Origin of the sequence: Mesorhizobium opportunistum WSM2075 (assembly GCF_000176035.2) — a bacterium.
In the GTDB taxonomy this organism is placed as follows: Bacteria; Pseudomonadota; Alphaproteobacteria; order Rhizobiales; family Rhizobiaceae; genus Mesorhizobium; species Mesorhizobium opportunistum.
On record NC_015675.1, the window covers coordinates 2,957,763 to 2,977,234 of the forward strand.

Genomic DNA, 19,472 nt, shown 5'->3' on the forward strand with positions numbered 1-19,472 from the left:
ACCGAACGGAGGACAGCCATGGAACACTATATCGGTCTCGACGTATCCATGAAAGAGACGGCAATATCGATCCGGCAGAACGGTAAGAGGATTTGGCGGGGCAAGTGCGCGTCCGATCCGCAACTGCTTGCGGCGGTGATCCGCAAGCGCGCACCGCATGTCCGGCGGGTCGTGTTCGAAACGGGGCCGCTGTCGGTGTGGTTCTACCATGCGTTGACGGCAGAGGGCCTGCCGGTGATCTGCATCGACGCGCGGCATGCCAAAGCCGCGCTCGACATGGCCGCGAACAAGACCGATGCGAACGATGCCGATGGCCTGGCACATCTGGCCGAGGTCGGCTTCTACCGAGAGGTCCGGGTCAAAGGTTTCGACAGCATGCTGATCCGCACGCTGATCACCGCACGGCGCCAACTTCTTAAGATGCGTTTGCAGATATCCAATCAAATCCGTGGGTTGATGAAGACGTTCGGCCTTGTCGTGCCCAAGGGCGCCGGAAGCGTGTTCGAACGCAACGTTCGCGACCTTCTGCAGGGTGAAGAAAAGCTGGCGCGCATTGTTGTGCCAATGCTTCAGGCATGGAGTGGTATCCGATACCAAATCGCAGAGCTGAGCAAGCAGCTGGCCGCGACGGCGCGTGAGGACCAGCACTGCCGTCTGCTCATGTCAGTGCCCGGTGTAGGCACCGTCACAGCCACTGCCTTTGCCGCAGCGGTGGAGGATCCGGCCAACTTCAGGAACTCGCGCGCCGTGGGCGCATGGGTAGGCCTGACCCCGAGGCGCTACCAGTCCGGCGAGGTCGATAATGATGGTCATATCTCGCGCCGTGGCGACAATCAGTTGCGCGGACTGCTATATGAGGCGGCCGCGGTTATCCTGAACCGGTCGACGGATACCAGCAGCCTGCGAACCTGGGCGTTGGAGCTGAAAGATCGGATCGGCTTCAAGCGAGCGGCCGTAGCGTTGGCGCGCAAGCTGGCGGTGATCATGCATGCGATGCTTCGGACGGGCGAGCTGTTTGATCCGCACGGAGGAACGCAAGCCGCTGTCTGATACCTCGGTCGCTCGCCTGCGACGATTCCGCCATACCATTCCACCAACAGCGTTCTTACAGACGCATCAAGCTGTCCCTGCCGGGACGTGGCTGAGATCATTCCGCGAAGCGGGAAGCAACTGCCTCGGTAAGCAGATTGCGCAACGAACATAGGAAGATCTCACCTGCGAAACTCATCCTGCGGCGATCATCGCGTCGACCGCGTAGACGACCCTGTACCCGGCATTCGGACGAACGAGAATCGACAGAAAGGACGACGGCCTTGCACTCACCCCCTTGACGGTCGAGCGATTAGACGACACCGCTTCCATCAGCGCCTCGCGCTGCACCATGCGGCCGGTGCGCCGCATCAGGGTTTCCAGCACCAGGAGTTCGCGGCGCGGAAGGCTGAGCGGCTCGCCACGGATCGACACCTCGCGCTGCCCGACATCGAGCACCAGATGGCCGGTGCGGATGAATTGCGACTGCATCGGTACCGGACGCCTGAGCAGCGCGCGCAACCGAGCCAGCAATTCCTCGAAGGCGAAAGGCTTTGCCAGATAGTCGTCCGCGCCCATGTTCAGCCCGTCGACCTTGTCCGACGTGTCGCCCTTTGCCGTCAGCACCAGCACGGGCGTGGTGTTCTTTGCTGCGCGCAGTCTGGGCACCAGCGACAGCCCGTCGCCAGCCGGCAATTGGCGGTCGAGCAGGATGGCGTCGTAGCTGTCGGCGGCAACGAAGCCCTCCGCCTCCAGCAATGTGCCGGCGTGATCGACCACCATGTCGTGACGCTCAAGCGCGGCGCGCAGCGCCGAGACCATCTCGGGTTCGTCTTCGACCATCAAGATACGCATGCACCATCCTTGATAACGACATAGCCATGGCGCTACCGCGCCAACATTGCGCAAACATGGCAAAGCCGAATGATCGAACCCGGCAAGAGTTTTCTTTGCATCCGCGATATTGCGCAATGCCCATGCAATCCAGTCGCGCCAAACAGCGCCAGTCGGCAGGAACCGCCCATGCCGGCATCAAGGCGTCGGACCCGACTGCGCAACAGGTTCGGGTCCGACGCTGAAACGAAATCAAATGGCCGCACCAAACTGATTGTCGCGCTGCTGTCCGGATTGAGGTTAGCTATGTCTGCAAATGATGCTCTGTCTTTTCTCATGGCGTGGATGGTGGCGCCGTTCAGGATAGGCTCCGTCACACCGTCCAGTTCCAGCCTGGCGGCATTGATGACGCGCGATATCGGTCCCGACACCGGCCCCGTGCTGGAGCTTGGTCCGGGAACCGGCCCGTTCACCCGGGCGCTGCTGGCGCGCGGGGTGAGGGAAGAGGATTTGACGCTGATCGAGTCCGATTCGGATTTTGCCGCATTGCTCAAGCGGCGCTTTCCCGCCGCCCGGGTCTTCGAAATGGATGCCGTCGGTCTGCGCCATCTGTCGCTATTCCAGGGGCCGGCGGTCGGCGCCGCCGTCAGCGGGTTGCCCTTCCGCCTGATCTCGCCGCGCAAGACGCTCGCCATTCTCGAAGGGGTTTTCGCAAATCTTCGCCCGGGCGGCGCGCTCTATCAGTTCACGCTCGGCCGGCGATGTCCGTTCGACCAGTCGTTGCTCGATCGGCTCGATCTAGAAGTCACGCGGGTTGGCCACACCTTCCGCAACTTCCCGCCGGCGACAGTCTATCGCATCGCCAGGATCAAGACGCTCAGCATCTATGACTGGCGCTTCGCATGACGGGGGCGCTGGCGGCAATCCTCGGCTTCGGTCTGTTGGGCGTCTTCTGCCTCGCCTTCACCGAAAAGCTCCTGCCAATCCCGCCCTCGCACGTGCTGCTGCTGTTCCTCGGCATGACCGCGGCGCCGCATGGTTCGACGCTGGCGATCCTGCTGCTGGTGACGACGCTTGCCTCCACCAGCGGCTGCCTTGTCTGGTATGCGGTCGGGCGCCGGATTGGACCTGACCGTGCCGACAGGCTGATCGAGCGCTTCGGCAGATACGTCTTCCTGCGCCATGCGACCTACCGCAAGCTCGGCCAAGCCTACCGCCGCAATCACGTCCGGGTCTCCCTGTTGGCGCAGTTCACCCCGACGGTGCGCAATTACCTGCCGATCGCAGCCGGCGCGCTCTGTCTGCCGGCCTTACCCTTTGCGGCCGCGACGCTGCTCGGCGCCACGCTCTGGAACGCCGGCTTTCTCACCACCGGCTATCTGCTGCGCGGCAGCGGCCAGGACCCGTTCACGGTGGGCCTGCGCATCATTGTCATTGTCGTGGCCCTGGAGACGGCCTTCATGCTTGCGCTGCGCTATGGCCCCGCATGCCGGCAGCGCATCAGGCAGGTGCTCGGCTGAGCGCCAGCTCTCCGGTCATGGGATAAGCTCTGCCGTCGGCTTTCCTTCGCTTCCGCGCCGGTGTTTGGTCCGGCCATGGCCTTCACCATCCGTCAGCTGCAGTTCTTCATCGCCATGACCGAGCAAGGCCATAGAGAGAATACGAAGGAAACGGCGAACCATCCGCTAACATGCTGATTTCCAAGGAAACGTTGACCCTCAGCGAATAGCATAATCGTTATTCGTCAACGGCTTACGAAGCGGTTCGCCTAAATTGATTCAAGAAGCTGACCCAGCCGCTCGTTGACCGCATGTTCTACCGAATGGCAGCAATGCGCCGCATGTCGTTTATTCCAGCTATCCGGTTCGGTCCCCACGCAGACACGGCTTGCGCCAAGGCAAATCGCGGCCGCACTGCAGAGGCTCTAACCGAAACGGTTGATCGATTGGCCTCGCTCCCCGGGCCGGAGTGCAAAGAGGCCGCCCTCATGCCGGCGCGATTCAAGATCCTCGGCGGTCATGGTAAAGCGCGCCGAGGTGATGAACAGAATATCGAGATCGGCACCGCCGAAGGTGCAGCTCGTTGGCCAAGAGCAGGGCAGTTCGACAATCCGATCCAGTCGGCCGTCCGGCGCGATGCGGGCAATGCAGCTGCCGCCCGCGACCCGGCAGTTCCAGATGTGACCTTCGGCATCCATGCAGGAGCCGTCCGGCAAACCGCGCTGGAAGTCGCCGAAAAGCAGTCGCCGATTGGTGAGCCGCGAAGAGCCGCTGTCCCAGGCATAGCTGTAGAGTTCGTTCTTCATTGTGTCGGCGGTGATGAAGCGACCGTCCGGTGTCCATGCCATGGTGTTGGTGATGCCGAACCGGTCGTCGGACAGGCGCGTTACGACGCCATCCGGAGCAACCCGAAAAAGCTGTCCGGCCTCCTGCGTGATGGCGACGGGAGCATCATCGGGTCCGATGTTGTTGGCCATCGTGCCGATCCAGAACGAGCCATCGGGCGCGACGACGCCCTCGTTCAGCCGGATGTCGGGCCTGTCCGGCTCGATGGTCGCAATCGTTCGGAACGTCCCGCCGAAATCCCACAAGGCAATCTCGTTCCTGAGGCCGACAATTGCGCCTCCATCGGCGCGCAGGCCGATCGAGGTGACCAGATCGTGCGTCTCCCAAGACTCGTGAGCCAGGGTCAGCGGATCCAGCCGGTGGATCCTGCGGCCGATAATGTCGATCCAGACCAGCCGGTTGCGGCGGTCGTCCCAGACCAGGCTCTCGCCGACGACGTCGCGCGCATCGAAGAGCAGGCCAGCATTCATGTCGTGCATGCGGTTCCTCCAGGCGAGCGCATCCAGAAACGCACTTGACACATATCTTTCCCATGAACTAACAACAATTAAATAATAACCTGTCATACAGGTTTCGAGGGGACAACATGCAGGCTCCGACGGAAACGACGGGTGAACCGAATCCCGGCCTAGTGATCACGGCGATCCAGGCGATCACTCAGCACATCCGCACCGCGGGCCTTGCGGCGGGCGATCCGCTGCCGAGCGAAGCGGCCATGACACGCCAGCTCAATGTCTCGCGAACCGTCGTGCGCGAAGCGTTCCGATCGCTTTCGGCAATGCGCCTGATCGACATGAGCGCCGGGCGCCGCGCCACCGTGGCCAAGCTCGATACCGGCGCCATGTCGATGGTGATCGAGCACGGCATCACCACGCAGCAGATCAGCGTCCATCAGGTCTATGATGTCAGGCGCACGATCGAGATGCGCACGGTGGCGCTCGCGGCGCTCCGCCGCACCGAGGCGGAAGCCGCCGCAATCGCGCAATCCGCCAGATTGATGCGAGAGAATTTCCAGGACCCCGTGATCGTCATGGAGCACGACATTGCCTTTCACGAGGCGATCGCGGCGGCTTCGCACAACCCGGTCTTCTCGCTGATCGTCACCGCCTTCAGCGGGGTGACGCGCCGCACCTGGGTGATCGGCTGGCGAACACGCTCTTCCAGCGAAGACCAGCTCAAAATGATCAAGGGGCACGAGGACATAGCCGAGGCGATCCTCAAGGGCGATCCGCGCCTCGCCGCCGAGCACATGGCGCAACATTTCGACAAGAGCGTCAAGGCGCTCCTCGATGCGGGAATCGCCTGACATGAAGATCACCGCGATCGAGACCATTCGCATCGAGGAGCGGCCCAACCTTCTCTGGGTCGAGGTCCATACCGACGAGGGCATCACCGGGCTCGGCGAGACCTTCTTCCTGTCGCGCACTGTCGAGGCGTATCTGCACGAATATGTCGCGCCCCGGGTGATCGGCCGCGATCCTCTAGAAATCGACCTTTTGTCCGCCGACCTGGTTGGTTATCTCGGGTTCCGCTCCAGCGGCGCCGAGGTGCGCGGCAATTCGGCCTTCGACATCGCCCTGTGGGACATTTTCGGCAAGGTCACCGGCCAGCCGATTGCGCAGCTTCTGGGCGGCTTCAGCCGGCGCTCCATCCGCACCTACAACACGTGTGCCGGCACCGAATACATCAAGGACGCCAAGGGCCAGACGACCGCCAATTACGGCATCGGCGCCGGGCGCGACTACGACGATCTCAACGGCTTCCTCAACCGCGCCGGCGAGCTGGCCGAGGAACTGCTCGAGGACGGCATCACGGCCATGAAGATCTGGCCGTTCGATCACGCCGCCGAAAAGACGCGTGGCAACGACATTTCGGCGGCAGATTTGAAATCCGCGCTGCAGCCATTCGAGAAGATCCGCCGCGCCGTTGGCGACAAGATGGACATCATGGTCGAGTTCCATTCCATGTGGCAGCTGCTGCCGGCCATGAAGATCGCCCGCGCGCTGAAGCCTTATGCCACCTTCTGGCACGAGGACCCGATCCGCATGGACAGCCTCGGCGACCTGAAACGCTATGAGGCGGTCAGCCCGGCGCCGATCTCGGCCTCCGAGACGCTGGGCAGCCGCTGGGCGTTCCGCGACCTGCTCGAAACCGGGGCTGCCGGCATCGTCATGCTCGACATCTCCTGGTGCGGCGGCTTGTCGGAGGCGCGCAAGATCGCCGCGATGGCGGAGGCCTGGCGACTGCCCATCGCGCCGCATGACTGCACCGGTCCGGTTGTGCTCGCCGCCTCGACGCATCTGTCGCTCAATGCGCCCAACGCGCTGGTCCAGGAGAGCGTGCGCGCCTTCTACCGTACCTGGTACCGAGACCTCGTGACGGCGCTGCCTGAAGTGAAGAACGGCATGATCACCATACCGCCGGGACCGGGCCTGGGGCTGGCGCTCAACCCTGACCTTGGCAAGGTCTACACCGTCCAGCGCCGCGTCTCGAACAAGACCGACATCTAGAAAATCCAAAGGGAGGAATTGAAATGAAAAAACTGACTGCAACACTTCTGCTTGGCGTCGCTCTTTTCGGCGCCCAGACCGCCGCGCGTGCCGAGGGGCTGAACATCGTTTTCACGCACCATTCATCGGCATCGAACACCTTCTGGCAGGCGGTGAAGAAAGGCTTTGACGACGGCTGCGCCAAGGTCGAGGCCAATTGCAACATGGTCTTCACCCAGACCGAGGGCTCGATCGAACAGCAGGTCGCCAACATGCGCGCAGCCCTTGCCGCCAAGCCCGACGCGCTGCTGACCTCGATCGTCGACGACCATGCCTTCGATGACGTCATCAAGGAGGCGCGCGATGCCGGCGTGCTGGTGATCGCCGTCAATGTCGACGACACGGAAGGCGCCAAGGGCAACGCGCGGCAGGCTTTCGTCGGGCAGGGCTTCAAGCCGGCGGGCTATTCGCTCGCCAAGGCCATTTCGGAAAGCTTCCCGAAGGACGGACCGATCAAGGTGCTGGTCGGCATCTCGGCGCCCGGCCAGAACTGGTCCGAGAGCCGCGGTGCCGGCGTGATGCAGTTTCTCGAAGAATACAAGGCCGCGCATGCCGACCGTGACGTGTCGTGGGAGCGCATCGACAGCGGCACCGACCTTGCCATCACCTCCGACCGCGTCGGCGCCTATCTCAACGCCCATCCCGACACCACCGCCTATTTCGACACCGGGTTCTGGTGCGCCGGCGTCGCCCGTGTGCTGGCCGATCGCGGCGTAGCACCAGGCAAAGTCCTGCTCGGTGGCTTCGACCTGGTGCCGGAAGTGCTGCAGCAGATGCAGAAGGGCTACGTGCAGGCACTGGTCGACCAGCAGCCCTACATGCAAGGCTTCATGCCGGTGATGGAGGCCTATCTCAACAAGAAGATCGGCCTGGCGCCTTCCGATATCGACACCGGCCAGGGCATTGTGCGGCCCAACGCGGCTGATGCGATCATGGCGCTCTCGGCCCAGGGGATGCGCTGACTGCGCGGTGCCAATGAGCGACTTTCCATCGGCGGCGCCCGCGCGCCGCCGATGCATCAACAGAAGTTCGAATTCCTGGAGCCTGACGTGAAGCGTCTGTTCAAGACCTATCTCGAGAAGCCGGAGCTGGCCGGTCTGATCCTGCTCTTGCTGCTGATCGTCGTGTTCCAGATCCGCTCGCATGGCGTGTTCCTCAACCAGGACAACCTGCGCGGCATTCTCGGCATCCTGCCGGAGGCGGGGCTTGTTGCCATCGGCGTCACCATCCTGATGATCAGCGGCGAGTTCGACCTCTCCGTCGGCTCGGTGTTCGCGCTGATGCCGATGACGATGGCGGTGCTGATGGTGCATGGCGCCCCGTTCCCGCTGGCGCTGCTCGCCGGACTGCTTGTCGCCGCGGCCATCGGCTTCGTCAATGGCTACATCACCATCCGCTTCGCCATACCGAGCTTCATCACCACACTCGGCATGCTGTTCATGGCGCGCTCGCTCACCGTCGTCGTCTCGGGCGGCTTTCCGCCGCTGCTCCCGGCCGATCTGCCGAACTGGCTGTTCACCTCCTTCGTCGGCCCCGGCAACATGTTCCGCATGTCCTTCCTGTGGTTTGCCGGCATTGCGGTGCTGACCTCGCTGATGCTTTCGCGCACGAATTTCGGCAACTGGATCAAGGCCACCGGGGGCTTCCCGCCGGCCGCCGCCGCGATGGGCATCCCGACCGCCAGGGTAAAGATCATCTGCTTCATGCTCTGTTCGATGCTCTCCGGCTTCGCCGGCATGCTGCAGGTGCTGCGGCTCGGCTCGCCCTTGCCTTCGATCGGCGAGGGCATGGAATTGCAGGCGGTGGCCTCCGCCGTTATCGGCGGCGCTTCGCTCGCTGGCGGAATCGGCACCGTCGTGGGCGGCATCATCGGCACGACGCTTATCCGCGTCATCGACAACGGCCTCGTGCTCAGCCATGTCGACGCCAATTGGTTCAAGTTCGCCATCGGCTTCCTGACCATATTCGCCGTCGTCGCCAATGCCTGGATGCGCAAGCGCGCCAAGGCCATCAAGATGGAGGCTTGAGCGATGGCCGACGCGATCATCTCCGTCCACAACCTTCACAAATGGTATTCCGGCGTCCATGCGCTGAAGGGGGTGACACTCGACTTCACCCGCGGCGAGGCGCTTGGACTGGTCGGCGACAATGGCGCCGGCAAATCGACACTCATCAATATCCTCTCCGGCGTCCACACGGCGGACAAGGGCGAGATCAAAGTCGAGGGCAGGACAGTCCGCATCGCCAAGCCTCGCGACGCGATGGATCTGGGCATCGAGACGATCTACCAGTACAATTCCATGGTGCCGACCATGTCGATCGCCAGGAACCTGTTCATTGGCCGCGAGCCGACCCGGTTTTCGGTCCTCGGGGTCGGCTTGCTCGATCAGAAGAAGATGGCCAGCGAAAGCATCAGAGCAATTGCCAATGTCGACCTGCACCTGCGTTCGCCGGATGCTCTTGTCGGCGAGCTTTCGGGCGGCCAGCGGCAGGGCGTCGCCATCGCCCGGGCGATGCATTTCAAGTCGAAGGTGATGATCCTCGACGAGCCGACCAACCATCTCTCGGTCAAGGAGACGAGGAAGGTGATCGGCTTCGTGCGTGGCCTGAAAGAGCAGGGCATCACCGGCGTCTTCATCAGCCACAACATGCATCACGTCTTCGAATGCTGCGACCGCGTCGTGGCGATGGCGCGCGGCGAAATCGTGCTGGACAAGCGGGTCGCGGAGACGTCGATCGATGAAGTCCACAGCGTTCTGTAAAAGGTGGCGGCAATGACAGTCCTTGCCGATCGGGTCGTGCTCCTGACCGGGGGCCTTGGCTCACTCGGCCGGGCCCAGGCGGTGACGCTGGCGCGGGCCGGCGCGCGCGTGCTGGTGCTCGACCGCCCCGACAGTGAGGATGGGGCAGGAATTGCTTCGGCGCTGACAGCTGAGGCAGACGGCGACATCACTTTTGTCGGCTGCGACCTCAACCGGCTTGCGGAGGCGGAGGCAATGGTGGCGGCGCTCGCGGCGAGGCAAGGCGGCATCGACGTTTTGATCAACAACGCCGCCCTTATCATCAACCGGCCGTTCGAAGAATTCTCGCTGACCGAGTATGAGGACCAGATCCGGGTCAACTCCTCGGCCGCCTTCGCACTGGCGCGGGCCTGCGCGCCGGGGATGAAGGCGAAGGCCTATGGCAAGATCGTCAATTTCTGCTCGATCACGCTCAACGGCCGCTGGGACGGCTACGTGCCCTATGTCGCTTCCAAGGGCGCAATGCTCGGCCTCACCAAATCACTGGCGCGGGAGCTCGGGCCGCATGGCGTCAGGGTCAATGCCGTATCGCCGGGCGCCGTGGTTTCGGAGGCCGAGGCGCGGGTGTTCGGCGACCGGCTGGCGCAATACAACGACTGGATCCTGGAGAACCAGGGTCTCAAGACGCGCATCGAGCCGCATCACGTTGCCGATCTCGTACTGTTCCTCGCATCTCCCGCCTCGGACATGATCAGCGGGCAGAACATCGCCATCGACGGCGGCTGGTAAGGGATGGCCGGCCTGCTGGAGCTGCGCGACGGCCGCGCGCGTCTTGTGCTGGCGCCAGAGAAGGGTGCCGCCATTGCGCGCTTCGACGCGCTGGTCGGCGATGTGCCGGTGCCGTTGCTTAGGCCCGGTGATGGCACCGGCACCTCGGGCTGCCAGCTTCTGGTTCCCTGGTCGAACCGCATTTCAGGCGGCGGCTTCGAGTGCGACGGCCGTTTCCATGCCGTCGAGCCGAATGTGCCGGGAGAGGCCTTTCCGATCCATGGCGACGGGTTTCAGAGGGAGTGGCGGATTGCCGGCTGCAGCGCCACCGAGGCGGAATTGGTCCTCGACGCCGGTGGGATCGGCCCCTACCGATACGAGGCACAGGTTGTCTATGCGCTACATGACGGGGTGCTGGATGCCAGCCTCACCGTGCAGAATCGTGCCGGCATTCGCCTACCTTATGGCCTCGGCTTTCATCCATGGTTCCCACGCCGAGCTGGAACGACGCTTGAGGCGAAGGCGGCACGTGTCTGGCTGGAGGACGAACGTCATCTGCCGGTCGGCATAGCGCCTGTGGCCGATTACCCGGAGTGGGATTTCTCGCGACCCTCTTTGCTGCCACCAAGCTGGGTGAATAACGCATTCGGTGGCTGGGACCGTCACGCCGCGATCATGCAGCCAGAGGACGGTATCACCCTCTCGCTCACGGCTTCGTCGCTACTCGATGTTTTCATCCTCTATTCGCCTTCGACGGATGCCGGATACTTCTGCTTCGAACCGGTTTCGCATCTGGTCGACGCGCACCACAGCGGGGGCATGATGCGGCTCGAAGAGGGCGCCACCATGAGCGCCAACATTAGGATGGGCTGGAGTCATATCGGTTGATGTTGGCTGAAACACAATCATCAATCGAGCACGGACCCTATCTCTGCTGTCGTGTACAATGCCTGCTTCGGGCTGCGTGTCCGAGTTGAGCCGGATGGCGGGAAAAATCCTGTCCAAGAGCGTATTGGTTGGGTCGAAAGCGGACATCGCGGTCACCGACTTCTTCCGGTCCGACTATTCGCCAGGATCGAACTCACCTTTGAATAGGACTGTCGCGACCGGTCCAAGCGGATTGGCAATCCGGCTCTCCAGGATTTCGACGAGTTTGCGTCCGACCCCCGCTATGTCCACGAAATGAACGCCGATCTTCGCCGGCAGGAAGCGTGCCAGTCGCGTGCTGTCCCGAGTGACAATGTGGATGTCGCTGCCTGGCACAAAGCCTCTTCTGCCAACAGCGTGTAACGCCCCTAAAAGGCCCAGTTCGTTGGCGCATGCCAAGCCTCTCGGCGGATCTGACGACGCCAGCAGGCGATCGAACCAGGCTGCGCTCGATTCCACCGTGAACATGCCGTGCCCGATCAGCGACTGGTCTATCGGAATACCGGCCTCTGCCATCGCCCTTCCATAACCGGCGAGACGCATGGTGCTCGCCTGATCCTCCGGAACGAGGAGCTGCAGCGCAATACGTTGGCAGCCCTTGTCCATGAGCCGTCGGGTTGCCTCGTAGGCAATCTGTTCATTGTCGATATCGACATAAGGATACGCGGTATCCAGGTCGGTTCTTCCAAACGCGACGAATGGGATGCGTTCATCCAGCAGCAGCTTGACGCGCGGATCACCCGACACCAGGCGTGTGATGATGAGGCCGTCCGCGCTATGCGCCTGAAGCAGGCGCTGCACGCTTTCGACCGGGTCATCGTCGGGCGTGGTGGAATAGATGGATAGACTATAACCCGCTCTCCTCGCGGCCAGCGTCATGCCCTCGACCAGAGGGAGCTTCGCCAGATCGGAAAGGTAGTCGCGCGTTTCCATCGGTAGCACTGCCGTCAAGGTCAGGGTTCGTCCGGTTTTCAGCGCGCGACCATGATGGTTCGGGACATAGCCGACCCGCTTCGCCACCTCCTTGACGCGCGCCGTGGTCGAGGGATGCACTTCCGGCCCGTCCTTGAGAGCCCGCGATACCGTGGTCACTGAAAGGGAAAGTTCCGCCGCGATCTGTTTTAGATTGGACATTGTCGCCTGAATTCATTTGCGAAAGCGCCGGCTGATTTTGCAGAGCGTCGCAACGTTACCGGATTCCAACTCACGGTCAATCCAAGCTCTTGCTAAAGCAACTTGACTCCATTGTCTTTGGATGCAATCGTAACGTTACGATCAACAAAAATAGCTCATTTGAGCGACGTTTCGATGAGTCCTAGGGAGGAGAACCTATGTCTTGGCTGCGCATTTCCTTGGCCGCAATCGCGGTCACCGTTGCCTTGCCCGTTTCGGCCCAGACGGTCACCATCACGACCGCAGGCGGTGATTATGGCAACGCTATAAAGGAGGCCATGTGGGCCCCCGCTGCAAAAGAGCTTGGCTATGATGTCCGCGAGGAGACGCAGAGCGACGGCCTGGCAGCTCTCAAGATGCAGGTCACCTCGGGCGCGGTCTCGACAGACATCATCCACCTGGGCTCGCCGGAAGGCGCGCAGGCGGCCGCACAGTCGCTGCTGGAGCCGCTCGACTACAAGATCATCGATCCAAAGTCCGTGCCGGACGGCGCAAAGTCCGACTACTGCTATCCGTTCGACTCTTATGGCACCGTCATGTCGTGGAACACCAAGACCTATGGCGAGAACCCGCCGAAGACCTGGGCGGAGTTCTGGGATGTCGCCAAGTTCCCGGGCCGTCGCGCTCTCCGCGCCAATGCGCAGGATCTGATAGAGATCGCGCTGCTCTCCGACGGCGTGGCGCCGGCCGACGTCTATCCCGTGCTCAGCACGCCGGAGGGTCTGGATCGCGCCATCAAGCGGCTTGAAGCGATCAAACCGAATGTCTCGGTCTGGTGGACCTCGGGAGCGCAGTCCGCGCAGTTGCTGAAAGACGGCGAGGCGGATTTGCTGGTTACTTGGAATGGACGAGCCCAGACCGTGAAAGCCGATGGCGGCGCGGCCGACTACACGTTCAAGGGTTCCGTCATCGGCACGGACTGCCTGGCGGTGCCGAAGGGGGCGCCGAAAAAGGAAGCGGCCATGAAGCTCATCGCGGCGATGACACAGCCCGCCCGCGTGGCGAAGCTGACCGACTTCATCGCCTATGGACCGGTCAATCCTGCCGGCTATGAGGGCGGCCTTATCCCCAAAGACCGTCTTAAGACCCTGGCGACCGCGCCTGAAAACGCAGGCACTTCGGTGTTCTCAAATGCCAGCTGGTGGGTCAAGAACGGCGAGGTCGCCCAAAAGGCCTTTGATGAAATGATGAACCGCTGAGTCTTGAATTCGTCAGCTTCCAAAGCTGGAGCCCGTCATGAAGTCGCTCCCGATCACCATCGACGGCGTGCGCAAGACCTATGGGTCTTATGTCGCGCTGGATGATGTTTCGCTCGACGTTCAGGCTGGCGAATTCCTTACGCTGCTAGGGCCGTCCGGATCGGGCAAGACCACGTTGCTCATGGCCCTGGCCGGTTTTGTCCGGCTGGATCGCGGTAAACTCTTGTTGGGTGATCGCGACATCACCCGCCTGGCCCCCAACAAGCGAGACATCGGCATAGTCTTCCAGAACTATGCCCTGTTTCCACACATGAGCGTCCTGGCAAATGTCGAGTATCCGTTGGTGCTGCGCAAGACGCCGAAAGCTGAGGCCCGCCAGAGGGCGCTCGACACTTTGGCCCGCGTGAAGCTCGAAGGTTTGGCGGAGCGCAACATCGCCGCATTGTCCGGCGGCCAGCGCCAGCGGGTGGCGTTGGCGCGGGCGATCGTCTTCGAGCCACGCGTGATGCTGATGGATGAGCCGTTGTCGGCACTCGACAAGAATCTGCGCGAAACCATGCAGTACGAGATCCGGCGTCTGCACGATGATCTGGGGATCACCACGATCTATGTGACGCATGACCAGCGCGAAGCACTGATCATGTCAGATCGGATTGCGGTGATGAATTCCGGCCGCATCCAGCAGATCGACACCCCACAGCGGATTTATGATCGTCCATCGACACGCTTTGTCGCGGAGTTCATGGGTGAGGCCAACATCGTGGCCCCGGGATCTGTGCGCAGAATCGACGGCGCCGACGTGTCGCGCGAAGCATTGATGATCCGCGCGGAAAGCTTTCATCTTGATGCGACCCTCGTCGGGCGAGACGGAGTGGCGCTTGAGGGAATGCTGCGCGCCAAGGCGTTTCGCGGTGAGAACTGGCTTTTGACGCTGACGCTTGACGGCGGGCAAGAAGTCCTTGTCTGCATTCCGGCGGCGCTGGCCAGTGACTGCGCCGAACTTGCCGCCGGTCAGCGGGTGACCGCCTATGCACCAGCAGCGAAAGTTCACGCGATACCGGGAGCGGTGCCGTGACCTTCCTTGCCGATCCTGCTCTCGCAGCAGACGCTCGACGCGAGCGGCGGTTCTTCCTCTCGCTTTCACTGCCTGCGCTGTTCATCGTAGGACTGGCGGCGATACTGCCCATCGCCTGGATCATCCGGCAATCCTTCCTCACCACGGCGGGCGAGTACACCGTCGGCAACTACGAGAAGGTGCTTTCGAGCGGTCTGACATGGTCGGCGCTGGTCACAACCCTTGAACTGTCCCTGGGCACGCTGGCGATCTGCATTCTTCTCGGCACCCCTCTGGCGCTCGCCCTGGCCAGCACCAGACCAAGGGTGGCCAATTTGCTGATGGCCTTCGTCATGCTGCCCTTGTGGACCTCCATTCTGGTGCGCACCTATGGCTGGCTCGTCCTGTTGCGGCGCGATGGCCTGATCAACGCGGCTTTGACGGGTTCAGGCCTGACGGCCGAGCCATTGCCGCTGGTCTACAACTTCACCGGAACGCTCATCGGCATGGTTCACTACATGCTGCCGCTCTTTCTGCTGCCCGTTTATGCCGCGATGCGCGATATCGACGCCAACCTTGTTCGCGCCTCGGCGAGCATGGGAGCCACACTTGGGCAAACCATCCGCACCGTTATCCTGCCGCTTTCGACCGGCGGCATCTTTTCGGGCTCATTGATCGTCTTCATCTACACCATAGGCTTTTTCATCACGCCGGCGGTGCTTGGCGGCGGCAAGGTAAATCCACTGTCCACCCGGATCGAGCGCACGCTATCGACGTTCCAGGATTGGGGCTCGGCGAGCGTCCTGGGCATTCTGCTGCTCATCTTGATGGCCTTGGTGGGGGTGATGTTCCTGGCTGCGGGGCGGCTGATTGCCGGGCGCAAAGTCGGTACAGCCCATGCTTGAAGCCTATCCAGACAACAGGCTGGCCCGTATCCTCCTGTGGAGCTTTTGCGCGCTCATATTGGCGTTCCTGATGCTGCCGACGCTGGTGGTCGTGCCGCTCTCTTTTTCAGCGTCCGATCTCCTTGAGTTTCCGCCGCGCGCATACTCGTTGCGCTGGTACGAGAATTTCTTCGGTTCGGCGACATGGATGGCCGGGCTGAGGACGAGCCTGATCCTTGGGACATTGACGGCGACGCTCGCAGTGCCCCTGGGGCTGCTGGCCTGCATCTCGACCAACCGGCTCGGCGGAAGGACCGCCTTGGCCATTCAGGGCGCTCTGCTCACCCCGTCCATCGTGCCGGGCATCCTGCTTGCGATCGGTCTCTTCTTTGTGCTCGCGGCGCAACGTCTGGTCGGAACGCTGTTCGGCGTGCTGGTCGGGCATGTGGTGCTGGCCATTCCTGTCGCCTGCATTGTGTTGTTGCCGGCCCTGGCCCGCTTTGACTGGAACCAGGTGCAGGCGGCGCGAAGCCTCGGCGCAAACTGGGCGAGAGCCATTGGCGGAATAATCGTCCCGCAGCTTCAGATCAGTCTCTTGTCGGCCACGTTGATGGCCTTCCTGACTTCACTGGACGAGTCCGTTATTTCGATCTTCGTCGCCAGCGGTCAAAACAGCACGTTGCCGAAGCTTATGTTCCTGTCGCTGCGCGATCAGATCGACCCGACCATTGCGGCGATCTCGACATTGTGGACCGTCATCGTCTTGGTCGCCGTCCTGATCGTGAGCCTTCGCCAAAAATCATGACCGAGACTGGAAACATGCCGACAAATCATCACGCAGCCGTTGCTCCGGCGTGTCATTCAACGGACATACCCCAGGTGGGGTTGGCGATCATCACCGGCTCGGCCAACTGGGGGCTTGCCTTCCCGGAAGATGTTAAGTTCGAGAGTGTGCGCACCTTGCGGCGCGACATGAGTTTTGAAACGCCTTTCGGTCGCAGCGACAACTGGAAGCTGCTCGAGTTCGATGCGTCGATTACCGTCGAGGGCAAAATGAAACGTGCGTTGTGCATGTATTCGCACGGCAATCCCCGCGACCATATAGACCATTCCTGTCATCGCCGCGCGTTCTGGGTCTTGATGGAAGCGGGTGTGAGGCAAGTGCTGTCCTGCTCGACCATCGGCGCCGTCAACAAGGCGATCAAGCCCGGCGACATGGTCGTGAACGCCGATATCATCGAACTGACCCAGACCCCGTTTTCACTGCTTCCCGGCCGCCAGAGCTTCGATTGCTCGGGCAAGCAGATCGTCTGCCCAAGATGTGCGGCGGTTCTGGTCGAAACCGCCCGCCGTCATTGGCCAGCCGAATGCCGCGTTCATGGCATCGAGCAGCAGTTGGTCGCTGGCCACTGCTACGGTCCGCGGCTGACCACCCCAGCCGAAGCCTTGGCGTTTCGAAACCTGGGGGCGGATGTGCTCAACCATTCGATCGCCCCTGAGGCCACCTTGTCGCGCGAGATAGGCGCGTGTTTCGTGCCTCTTGCGTTCGTGACCGCAGGTTTCAACGACTATATGGACCGCAATCGCCAGGCATTGCTGCAGGAAGACGTGTTGCCGAGCCTCTCTATGACAGCCTCGCGGGTTGCGCTGGAGACCGCGGCACGTCTTCCGGCTAATCCTGAATGCTCTTGCCACGGCTTGAAGTCGCCCCAACCGGCGGAGCGGTCTACCCGGTTCTGAAAAGCAGCGACAGAGTCTGCATCGTTCACTCGCGACGATGCTCGCGCCGAACTGAGAGTCCGCTTTTGAAGGTCCCATGCCCGAAACGTCCGGGCTGCTTCCGCCCCATTTCTTGGCGAACCATCCGCTAGCGTATTTACTGTAGAAAACACTGACCCTCGGCGACCAACATATCTTTATTTGTCGATGGGTTGCGAAGCGGTTCGCCCAAATTGATTCAAGAAGCTGAGCCAGCCATTTACTTACGCCCCGTTGGCAGCTTTGCGCCTCATTCCGGTAGTTCGGGATGCCTTTGCCACTACCTCCTTCGCCAGCTCATGGGTTCCGACAGCGCCTGCATAACGTGGAGCTCAAAGGCGCCGGGCGCGTGGCTGGCCTCGGCCAACTGCCATGCATTCCACTCTCGGGCAATGCTGCCCTCGGCCAGAAGCACCGCGCGGTTGCACAGGCCGGGAACTGCTTCGACTACGTGGGTGGAGATGATGACGGCTTGGTGGCCGCTCGCCGCCGACGCAAGGATGACGCGTTTGACCTCGAAGGCGGCAAGCGGATCAAGGCCGTTCAGGGACTCGTCGAGGATCAGCAGCGGTGGCGCACCGAGCAGAGCCGCGGCAATAGCGATCTTGGCCTGCGTGCCGAGCGAATATTCAGCGATTAGCCGGTCGATCCAGCGCTTGAGCCCGAGCCGTTCGGCGACATTGACGCCAGGCCAGTCGTCTTCGGCGCAGCCGCGGATCGAGGCGACGAGCTGGAGATACTGCCGCCCGGTCAACGCCACCGGCAGATCGGATGGATCGATGGCGAGGCCGAAGCCCGACTTGGCGCGCTCCGGTGCATCGCCAAGGTCGACGCCGTTGATCACTACACTTCCCGCGAGCGGCCGGATCTGCCCGCTGATCGCTCTCAGCAAGGTGGACTTGCCTGAACCATTTGCGCCAAGCAGGCCAAGGATGTCGCCCCGGCCGAGCGAGAGACCGATGCCGCTGACGACCGCGTGGCCACCGTAGCCGGCGCTGAGCCCGCGAACCGCGAGGATCTCGGCAGGATCGATGCTGCTATCCATGGCGATATCTCCGTTGCGCCCGGTGCCACAGGAACAGGACAAGGGCGGCAAAGCCGATCAGCACCGTGCGCCCATATTCGAGCGATTCGTAACCGGTATAGGCGATGGCACTGAGGAAGCTCAGCGCGGCGACGAACGGCGCGGTCATGAAATAGGCGGCGAACACTGCATAGGCGCCGTTCAGCGCCAGCAGCCAGAAGCCAGTGGCGAGCGGCATCGCCCAGGCCGATGGCTCCGCCGCCAGGGCAGCACCTGCCGGCATGAGAAAGAAGGCGAGCGACAATTGCAGGGGAAGCCGCGCCAGGCGCAGCCATGCCCTGACGAAACCGATTGGAGCCGTGCGCAGCACCGACGAGCCGAGCGGATGGAACCGCGCGCTCAGCATGAAGACGAGAAGGCCGCCGGTCAGGCCGGCCATGGCCGCCGGCACGGCATCGTGATGAACGAGGCTGATCGCTGCGGAAAGGGCCGCGACGATGCCGAAGAAGACGGCCGCGCCCACCAGTCGCCAGGACGGGCGCACATGGCCAGCCGGCAGACCCCACGCCCAGCTGGAGAGCCAGGCTGGTGCGGAACGATCGAAGGCGCCGAGCCAGGGCCGGCGCCCGCTTGGATCCCTCGCCAGATCGGAATTGCTGATGCGGACCAAGTCGCGAGCGCTCCGCAGATGCAGCGCGGCTGTCGCGCAAAAGCCGGCGCCAAACAGGATCGCGGCGCCGAGACCCCAGGCCGGCGCCAGTGGCTTGACGATGACGAAACAGCCAAGGCCCACCGCCGCCGCCGCGACGACGAAAGCAATGGGAACGCCAAGCGTAAATGCCGCCACCGCTGCCATGCGCCGGCGCTCCCGAAGCGACAGCGGCAATGCCTTCAGGAAAGGCGCGAAGGCACGCGACAGGCAAAGTCTCGCTAGCGCGTTGCCAGCGGCACCGCCAAGAATGAGAAGCGCGCCCGGCAAACCAAGCAGCCACAGCGCCTGCTCCTGCCGCAGCGTGGCCGCCCCCGCCTGCAACGCGACAACGATGTCTGCGATGGCATAGGCAAGCAGAGCGCCGCCGCCGAGCCCAATCCAGGCAAGGTCGCGGCGGCGCATCGAGTGCAAGCCAGCCAAGAGCTCGCGCCGGAGCAGAGTCAGAACAAGCCTGTCGTGCCGCATTGTTCCATCT

The 19,472-nt window shown here is 62.5% G+C and carries 20 protein-coding genes; 15 read left to right on the forward strand and 5 right to left on the reverse strand.

Features of this window, described 5'->3' with window-relative positions; genetic code table 11:
* Positions 1-18: 18 nt before the first annotated feature.
* On the forward strand, positions 19-1,050 hold the full coding sequence (locus tag MESOP_RS14185; RefSeq protein ID WP_013891550.1) for an IS110 family RNA-guided transposase: 1,032 nt from the start codon (positions 19-21) through the stop codon (positions 1,048-1,050).
* Positions 1,051-1,224: 174 nt separating this feature from the next.
* Here the strand turns inward: MESOP_RS14185 and MESOP_RS14190 are convergent, their stop codons facing one another.
* Positions 1,225-1,884 carry a response regulator transcription factor gene (locus MESOP_RS14190; protein WP_041164124.1) on the reverse strand — a complete coding sequence of 220 codons (660 nt, stop codon included), beginning with the start codon at positions 1,882-1,884 and terminating at the stop codon, positions 1,225-1,227.
* 285 nt (positions 1,885-2,169) lie between these two features.
* Here MESOP_RS14190 and MESOP_RS14195 point away from each other — a divergent pair, with 285 nt between their 5' ends.
* The gene (locus MESOP_RS14195) at positions 2,170-2,769 is read left to right on the forward strand and encodes a class I SAM-dependent methyltransferase (RefSeq protein WP_041164125.1); all 600 of its coding nucleotides are present in this window, start codon (positions 2,170-2,172) and stop codon (positions 2,767-2,769) included.
* Positions 2,766-3,383 (forward strand): DedA family protein, encoded by a 618-nt coding sequence (locus MESOP_RS14200; RefSeq protein WP_013894003.1) that lies wholly within the window; start codon positions 2,766-2,768, stop codon positions 3,381-3,383. Before MESOP_RS14195 ends, MESOP_RS14200 begins: the two co-directional genes overlap by 4 nt.
* 404 nt (positions 3,384-3,787) lie before the next feature.
* Here MESOP_RS14200 and MESOP_RS14205 read toward each other — a convergent pair whose 3' ends face one another.
* Positions 3,788-4,687 (reverse strand): SMP-30/gluconolactonase/LRE family protein, encoded by a 900-nt coding sequence (locus MESOP_RS14205; protein ID WP_013894004.1) that lies wholly within the window; start codon positions 4,685-4,687, stop codon positions 3,788-3,790.
* Between the two features lie 107 nt (positions 4,688-4,794).
* Here MESOP_RS14205 and MESOP_RS14210 point away from each other — a divergent pair, with 107 nt between their 5' ends.
* The 7 genes from MESOP_RS14210 (at position 4,795) to MESOP_RS14240 (ending at position 11,154) form a co-directional block, all read left to right on the forward strand.
* The gene (locus MESOP_RS14210; protein WP_013894005.1) at positions 4,795-5,514 is read left to right on the forward strand and encodes a FadR/GntR family transcriptional regulator; all 720 of its coding nucleotides are present in this window, start codon (positions 4,795-4,797) and stop codon (positions 5,512-5,514) included.
* A 1-nt stretch (position 5,515) separates the two neighbouring features.
* Complete coding sequence (locus MESOP_RS14215; RefSeq protein WP_041164126.1) at positions 5,516-6,718, forward strand: mandelate racemase/muconate lactonizing enzyme family protein; 1,203 nt, start codon at positions 5,516-5,518, stop codon at positions 6,716-6,718.
* A gap of 23 nt (positions 6,719-6,741) precedes the next feature.
* Positions 6,742-7,719, forward strand: coding sequence for a sugar ABC transporter substrate-binding protein (locus tag MESOP_RS14220; protein WP_013894007.1), 978 nt, complete (start codon positions 6,742-6,744; stop codon positions 7,717-7,719).
* A gap of 87 nt (positions 7,720-7,806) precedes the next feature.
* Entirely contained in the window at positions 7,807-8,784 is a 978-nt protein-coding gene (locus MESOP_RS14225; protein WP_041164676.1) for an ABC transporter permease, read from the forward strand.
* A gap of 3 nt (positions 8,785-8,787) precedes the next feature.
* Positions 8,788-9,519, forward strand: coding sequence for an ATP-binding cassette domain-containing protein (locus MESOP_RS14230; RefSeq protein WP_013894009.1), 732 nt, complete (start codon positions 8,788-8,790; stop codon positions 9,517-9,519).
* A gap of 12 nt (positions 9,520-9,531) precedes the next feature.
* Positions 9,532-10,287: an SDR family oxidoreductase gene (locus tag MESOP_RS14235; RefSeq protein ID WP_013894010.1), complete on the forward strand. Its 756-nt coding sequence runs from the start codon at positions 9,532-9,534 to the stop codon at positions 10,285-10,287.
* A 3-nt stretch (positions 10,288-10,290) separates the two neighbouring features.
* Complete coding sequence (locus tag MESOP_RS14240) at positions 10,291-11,154, forward strand: aldose 1-epimerase (protein ID WP_013894011.1); 864 nt, start codon at positions 10,291-10,293, stop codon at positions 11,152-11,154.
* 174 nt (positions 11,155-11,328) lie between these two features.
* On the opposite strand, the gene MESOP_RS14245 is transcribed toward MESOP_RS14240, so the two are convergent.
* Entirely contained in the window at positions 11,329-12,327 is a 999-nt protein-coding gene (locus MESOP_RS14245; protein WP_013894012.1) for a LacI family DNA-binding transcriptional regulator, read from the reverse strand.
* Between the two features lie 197 nt (positions 12,328-12,524).
* Here MESOP_RS14245 and MESOP_RS14250 point away from each other — a divergent pair, with 197 nt between their 5' ends.
* The 5 genes from MESOP_RS14250 to MESOP_RS14270 all read left to right on the forward strand — a co-directional run bounded on the left by MESOP_RS14250 (position 12,525) and on the right by MESOP_RS14270 (position 17,243).
* Positions 12,525-13,565 (forward strand): ABC transporter substrate-binding protein, encoded by a 1,041-nt coding sequence (locus MESOP_RS14250; RefSeq protein WP_013894013.1) that lies wholly within the window; start codon positions 12,525-12,527, stop codon positions 13,563-13,565.
* 37 nt (positions 13,566-13,602) lie between these two features.
* Positions 13,603-14,640 carry an ABC transporter ATP-binding protein gene (locus MESOP_RS14255; protein WP_013894014.1) on the forward strand — a complete coding sequence of 346 codons (1,038 nt, stop codon included), beginning with the start codon at positions 13,603-13,605 and terminating at the stop codon, positions 14,638-14,640.
* Positions 14,637-15,524 (forward strand): ABC transporter permease, encoded by an 888-nt coding sequence (locus tag MESOP_RS14260; RefSeq protein ID WP_013894015.1) that lies wholly within the window; start codon positions 14,637-14,639, stop codon positions 15,522-15,524. Before MESOP_RS14255 ends, MESOP_RS14260 begins: the two co-directional genes overlap by 4 nt.
* Positions 15,517-16,308, forward strand: coding sequence for an ABC transporter permease (locus MESOP_RS14265; protein ID WP_013894016.1), 792 nt, complete (start codon positions 15,517-15,519; stop codon positions 16,306-16,308). Before MESOP_RS14260 ends, MESOP_RS14265 begins: the two co-directional genes overlap by 8 nt.
* Before the next feature lie 74 nt (positions 16,309-16,382).
* The gene (locus MESOP_RS14270; protein WP_224729718.1) at positions 16,383-17,243 is read left to right on the forward strand and encodes a phosphorylase family protein; all 861 of its coding nucleotides are present in this window, start codon (positions 16,383-16,385) and stop codon (positions 17,241-17,243) included.
* A 298-nt stretch (positions 17,244-17,541) separates the two neighbouring features.
* Here the strand turns inward: MESOP_RS14270 and MESOP_RS14275 are convergent, their stop codons facing one another.
* Together MESOP_RS14275 and MESOP_RS14280 are read right to left on the reverse strand one after the other, a co-directional pair.
* Entirely contained in the window at positions 17,542-18,306 is a 765-nt protein-coding gene (locus MESOP_RS14275; protein ID WP_013894018.1) for an ATP-binding cassette domain-containing protein, read from the reverse strand.
* Positions 18,299-19,417 (reverse strand): hypothetical protein, encoded by a 1,119-nt coding sequence (locus tag MESOP_RS14280; RefSeq protein ID WP_245265094.1) that lies wholly within the window; start codon positions 19,415-19,417, stop codon positions 18,299-18,301. Before MESOP_RS14280 ends, MESOP_RS14275 begins: the two co-directional genes overlap by 8 nt.
* Positions 19,418-19,472: the final 55 nt, after the last annotated feature.